The sequence below is a fragment of the Parabacteroides caeci genome, assembly GCF_023656795.1.
Lineage (GTDB): Bacteria > Bacteroidota > Bacteroidia > Bacteroidales > Tannerellaceae > Parabacteroides > Parabacteroides segnis.
In genome coordinates, this window is record NZ_JAMOKT010000075.1 from 23,877 (window position 1) to 30,358 (window position 6,482).

Annotated in this window: 3 protein-coding genes; 2 read left to right on the top strand and 1 reads right to left on the bottom strand. The window is 34.2% G+C overall.

Annotated features, from left to right (window positions below; genetic code table 11):
* Window positions 1-77: 77 nt before the first annotated feature.
* Window positions 78-1,601 carry a BT2802 family ribose utilization protein gene (locus tag NBH15_RS25180; protein ID WP_244050954.1) on the bottom strand — a complete coding sequence of 508 codons (1,524 nt, stop codon included), beginning with the start codon at window positions 1,599-1,601 and terminating at the stop codon, window positions 78-80.
* A 258-nt stretch (window positions 1,602-1,859) separates the two neighbouring features.
* Between NBH15_RS25180 and NBH15_RS25185 the strand changes: the two genes are divergently transcribed.
* Window positions 1,860-4,832 (top strand): SusC/RagA family TonB-linked outer membrane protein, encoded by a 2,973-nt coding sequence (locus tag NBH15_RS25185; protein ID WP_128135788.1) that lies wholly within the window; start codon window positions 1,860-1,862, stop codon window positions 4,830-4,832.
* 12 nt (window positions 4,833-4,844) lie between these two features.
* The gene (locus NBH15_RS25190) at window positions 4,845-6,356 is read left to right on the top strand and encodes a RagB/SusD family nutrient uptake outer membrane protein (protein WP_250823846.1); all 1,512 of its coding nucleotides are present in this window, start codon (window positions 4,845-4,847) and stop codon (window positions 6,354-6,356) included.
* The last annotated feature ends 126 nt before the right edge of the window (window positions 6,357-6,482 follow it).

Below are 6,482 nucleotides of genomic sequence, written 5' to 3' on the forward strand. Positions count from 1 at the left end.
ACAAAGATAGAACATAATTTAGAAAAGAGTTGTTCGATGTGTTAAATACACTTCCGCTTACCCGATGAGGCTTTTTGTTATCCGATATAGTTTTCTTCTAATATTTCAGCGAAAGGTCTGTTTGTCAGTTTACTTTCTACCCATGAAAGTATATCGAATGTTTTAAGCAGTTGCTTTTCGTATTTGTCTTCCCTGATCTTTTCTATTTCCTTTTGAAATTGCATCCACAGTTTGTTTTGCGCTTTCTGATAAGACGGCAACGGATAGGACATGACAAAACGGAACAGTAGCTTTTCTGTACGGTATATATGTTTTTCATAATGAATATTACGCTTGATGGAGTTGATTTCATTTTCGAAAAAGCTGTAATCCCCCAGTTCAGCCAGTATCAGCAGATTTATCAACCGGGCCGTTTTATACGAAGGCAATGTATGAAACAGTTTGCCGGAACTGAATATTTTCTTCATGCTTTTGCGTGCTCTCTCCGGTTTTTCCAGGCACAGATAAAGAATGGCAGTATTCAAATACAGTTTTAGTTGTGTTTCCAACCTGAGCAGGTCGATCTTTTTAAACAAATGATCTCCATAGTTGCCGGATAGTTCCAAGGCAATTTCGAACTTGCCTGTATTTATATAACTAACTTGTTCATATTGATAGATGGAAGCATTTATTTCCAAAAGAAATTCTGTTGCGTAGTCGCCCTGCTGCATTTTTCTCAGGCGGTCTATGAAAAAAAGCATTTCCTGGTACAGTCCTGCCAAATGAAGACTGTCGAGAATGCCTTTTAGGGCACTCAAATAGTAAATCGGAGGATTCAGGATCAGGTGCTGATTTGATTCGAAAAGAGTAATAAGTTCCTGGTAAAAACGGATGGCTGATTTATAGTTACCTGTATTCAGATAATAAGTGGCCTGAAACAGGAGATGTAGTTTTCTGGCTTCAAATCCTTTATAGGAATTATTGGCTATCAGATTCAGTTCACTTAAAACCAGGTCATTCAGGTTGTCTTTTTGTTTGTTTGAACGGATATCTCCTTTATAGGTAATACGATGTTTTAAAATATCATAGAGTTGTAAATGAAGATTCGTATTACGAGTGTATTTTATAATATCATTGATTTTCATTTGTTTTTTAACAAGATCCCGTTCGCATATATTTTTGAATCCGAGTGAACTAAGATATTTAAGTTCCGTTCTGTGTATTAGTAATAGAAGCGGATCATTTTCATAAATGGTTGCTAAGTTTTTTGCCTTATCTAACTCATCGAATGTTTCTTCAAAAAGTTCCCTTTCGAACAAAATATCAGCTTTAGTAATATAATTGCAGATCATTGCTTGTATGTTTTCTTTTTTTCGTAGATGGACGAGGCAGTCCATAATTATGGAATAGAGGTGCTTTGTGGCCATTTTAAAATTTCTTCCATCCTGAAGCTGGCAAAAACGTGTATATAAGTCTTCTGCAGATATATTAGAATCGATTAGCTTATAAAGGGTAATGTAAACTTTGTCTCCGTTTTGTAGGTTTGAATAAAGATGGAAATATCTTTTTTCAGCTTTTGTTAGGGAATTGACAAGAATTAGAAGTGCGTGTATGTCATTCATATAATTTATATGGTTTTTTAAATAGTTGATATATAGTTAGATTAGGAATTGTTTGTTACAAATATATGAATTTGGGTTTATTCATATCCTAAATTAATTACTGATTTTTTTATTTTATCTCTTTTTACCTTTGTGAGGTCAGGAAGAGTGATTATGGAAAATATGTTAATATTAAATAGATTGCCTATGGTATACAGGATTATTTGATTGAGAGAGTGTTTTTTGTAGAATGAACAAACCTAATCTAATTCATTTATTATGAATGCAATATTAAATTTTTTGAGTGTAGAAAGATTATCTGGTAAAAGATTCTGGATAATCGTAGTTTTCTTTTTTATTGGAGTTTTACCTGTCTGCGCTGCTAATGCCTTTGTTGTAACAGGGGAAGTTATAGATGCCACGAATAATCCCTTACCAGGAGTGAATGTTGTAGAAAAAGGGACTGCTAATGGCACGATTACTGATACAGAGGGTAAATTTGAATTGACGTTAAAAGACGGGAATGCTATTCTTTCATTCTCGTATGTAGGATTTATATCGCAAGATATACCTGTGGAAAATAAACAAAGCTTATATGTGCGGATGCGGGAAGATGTTACCCAAATGGACGAAATAGTTGTTATCGGCTACGGTACAACAACAAAGAAAGAAATTACCGGTTCTATTTCGAGTCTGAAATCAGAGAATTTTGTAAAAGGAAATATAAGTAATCCGATGCAATTATTACAAGGGCAAGTTGCAGGTATGAATATTGTAAAACCGAATGGAGGAGATCCGAATGGTGGATTCAGTGTCCAGTTGAGAGGAATGACAACCTTATCTGGAGGAGCTTCTCCTCTAGTTGTGATTGATGGTATTATTGGAGGAAATTTAGAAAGTATCAATCCTGAAGAAATTGAATCTATTGATGTCTTGAAAGATGGTTCTGCTGCTGCAATTTATGGAACGAGGGGTACGAATGGTGTTATTTTGATTACTACTAAAAGAGCTAAAAGTGAGGGCAAAAGTTCAATTGAATTTTCTACTTATGTGGCAATGCAATCCGTTGCAAAAAAGTTGGACGTTTTAACTGCAGATCAGTTCCGGTCAGTTATAAATGATTATTATCCGACAATGAAGGATCAGTATGATTTTGGCTCTTCAATTGATTGGTTTGATGAAGTGACTCGGAAGAATCCTATAAGTCAATATTATAATGTAGCACTATCTGGAGGGACAAATTCATTGGGGTATCGTGCATCTTTATCATATCAAAACGATCAAGGACTTTTAGATAAAACCAGTAATAACAAGCTAAGAGCAAAAATGAGTGTTAACCAACGGAATTTTAATGACCGTTTATCTATTGATTATAATTTGGTATATTCAAAAGGAAAAAGTCAATTGGCTGACAATGCTATTTTACAACAGGTTGCCCGGCGTAATCCTACAGAACCTGTTTATGATGTAGAGAATACTACTCCCATATCAGGAGGTTATTATTATAATCCGGGACCGTTCCAGTATTTTAATCCAGTAGCAATGGTAAAAGAATCTACCAGGGAGAGAGAAAACTGGGATGTCATGGGAAGTATGAAAGTCTCTTTAGAAATTATTGAAGGTTTGAAAGCTTCTGTAATGGGATCGGTCACTCAATCCTCTTCTAATACAGGACAATATTTTAGTCGTTACTATCCAAAAGATTATGGGACGAATGGTAGTGCGGAAATATCTAAGTCTTCTTCTTCTTCCAGTTTGTTGGAGGCCAGTCTGGATTACAGGAGGACATTTAAAGAACATACAATTCAAGCTATTGCTGGATATTCGTATAATAAAGGAGAATATGAAAGTAGCTGGTCTCGTAATTATTTATTCGATACGGATTATTTCTCGTATCACAATATTGGAGCAGGAGCAGCACTTACACAGGGCAAAGCGGGTATGAGTAGTTATAAGGAAGAAAATAAGTTGATAGCTTTTTTCGGTCGTGTTATGTATAACTATCAGGAGAAATATCTGTTATCAGCTTCTGTACGTTATGAAGGTTCGTCCCGTTTTGGCGCAAATAATAAATGGGGAACATTTCCAGCCATTAGTGGTGGTTGGCGTATAAATAAAGAACATTTTATGGAAGATATAAAATGGATTGATGATTTAAAATTACGTTTAGGCTATGGAGTTACAGGAAATCAGGAAATAGGTAATTACAAATCATTGCAGTTATTGCAGAAAGATAGATTTTTTTACTATAATGATAATTGGATCAGTACATATAAACCAGCCAGTAACCCGAATCCTGACTTGAAATGGGAACGTAAGGGGGAATTTAATGTAGGCTTGGACTTTTCGGTATTGAATGGCCGTTTAGGTGGAACGTTCGATTATTATAATCGAACAACAAAAGATTTGTTGTATTGGTATACAGTTCCTGTTCCACCCAATCTGTATAATCAATTGTTTACCAATGTTGGTACTATTAAAAACTCGGGTATTGAGATAACAATTAATGCAACACCTGTACGAATAAAAGATTTTCTTTGGAATTCAGTGCTGACATTGAGCCACAATACAAATAAATTAGAGAAATTCTCAAATAAAGACTATGCAATGGTACAAATAAGGACTGGTTATATCCCGGAAGATTTTCAACAATACACGCAACGTATTGTGGAAGGTGGTACGATTGGTAATTTCTGGGGACCAAAGTTTCTAGGTGTAGATGAGAATGGTCAAAATGTATTGGAAGATTTAAATAGTGATGGTGTGATCAATGAAGAGGATTATCAGATCATAGGGAATGCTTATCCGGATATTACATTCGGTTTTTCAAATACATTTACTTATAAAAACTGGGATTTGAGTTTTTTATTCAGAGGTGCAATAGGAAATGATGTATTGAATGTCCATCGAATGTATTATGAAGGATTTAATTATTTCGGAGGTAAAAATATTTTAACATCTACACTGGATCACCCGGAATATAAAGGATCGGCAGTGTTTTCTGATCGTTTTGTTGAAAACGCTTCTTATGTGAAGTTGGATAACCTGACAATCGGCTATAATTTTAATTTGAATACATCATGGATTTCAAGATTGAAATTGTATTTGACAGCTCAAAACCTATTTACGATTACAGGCTATAAAGGAATTGACCCGGAAGTTGATTTATCAGGTTTGGAACCAGGTATGGATCGTTATGAATATTATCCGAGGACTCGAACGTTTTTATTAGGCTTAAATATTAACTTTTAAATGGAGTATATCATGAAAACATTACATAAGATTCATATATTAGTGATTCTATTTTTCTGTGTTTTTGCACAGTCATGTACAAATTTGGATGAGAAGATATATTCAACTGTTCCTGCGGATGAATTTTTTAAGAATGAAAATGAGATGATTATGAATGTGGGACGTGCATATACTCATTTAACTTCTTATTTAAGTCCTTTCATATGGGGATCATTACTTATTTGTACGGATGAAGCTATATGTCCTTATAGAGAGACTAATTTGTGGTGGGATAATGGTGTTTGGGTTGCTTTGCATAAACATAACTTTAATCCTCAGCTAGGAAATCTAAACGACTGTTGGAGTTTTATTTTTGATGGTATTACTTTATGTAATCAGATATTATATCAAATGGATGAATCTTCAGTAGATTTTCCAACAAAAAAGAACTTAGCAGCTGAAGTAAAGATTTTACGTGCTTGGCTATATTTGAATGCGATTGATTGGTATGGAAATGTACCTCTGTCAATAGATTTTATTGAAAAAGATTTACCAAATCAAGTAGGTCGATTAGAAGTCTTCAATTTTATTGAATCAGAGATTAATGAGAATGTAAGTTTCTTGGACGAAGTTCCAACCTCTAAAAACTATGGGCGTGTAACACAAGCTATGGCTTATACTATGTTGGCTAAGTTGTACTTAAATGCAAAAGAATGGATAGGAAATGATATGTGGAAGGAAACTTCAGAAGCATGTGATAAGGTGATAAATTTTAATAAATTATCATTGGAGTCTGATTATTTTGCGAATTTTAAGGTGAATAGTGAAGGATCGAAAGAAAATATTTTTGTAATGCCCATTAATAATATTTATGCACCTTTTACGATGAAATTTCATCAATTGAGCTTACATACTTTGAGTCAAAAAACATTTGGAATTGTGGATTTTTGTTGGGATGGCTTTTGTGGTATGGAGGATAATTATAATTTATATACATCAAATGATGTTCGAAAAAAATCATGGTTAGAAGGACCTCAATATGATGTTGCTGGTAATCCGTTGATGTTATCTCCTACAAGACAGTTAAATTATCGACCTCATGTAAAGGCTCTGTATAATGAGTATGATCCGGCTTTATTGGATGATGGTGTACGTTTTGCGAAATATGAGTATGAGTCAGGATTAATGAATGGGATGAATAATGATTTTGTGTTTTATCGCTATGCTGATGTGTTGTTAATGAAAGGTGAAGCTTTAGTTCGTCAAGGGAAAACTTCAGAAGCACTTTCCTATTTTAATCAAGTAAGAGAGAGGGCTGGGGTGCCTTTATATCAGGAAAAAGATTTAACTTTGAACGAAATCTTAAATGAAAGGAGTCGAGAATTGGCATGGGAAGGGTTCAGACGCCAGGATTTGATTCGTTTTGGTAAGTGGACACAACCTTGGTATGAAAAGGAAACTTCAGGTGATTTTACGAAATTATTACCAATTCCTTACTGGGCAATTGATACCAATTCGAAGTTAAAACAAAATCCAGGTTATTGACTAAAATAATACCTTAGTTTTGGCAGATAGAATTTCGATAAGATAAAAAAGATAGATTTGTAATATGTCAAACCATTGAAAGAAAGGAAGACAAAGAGTGAACCAGTAAAAAAATGGAATAAGATT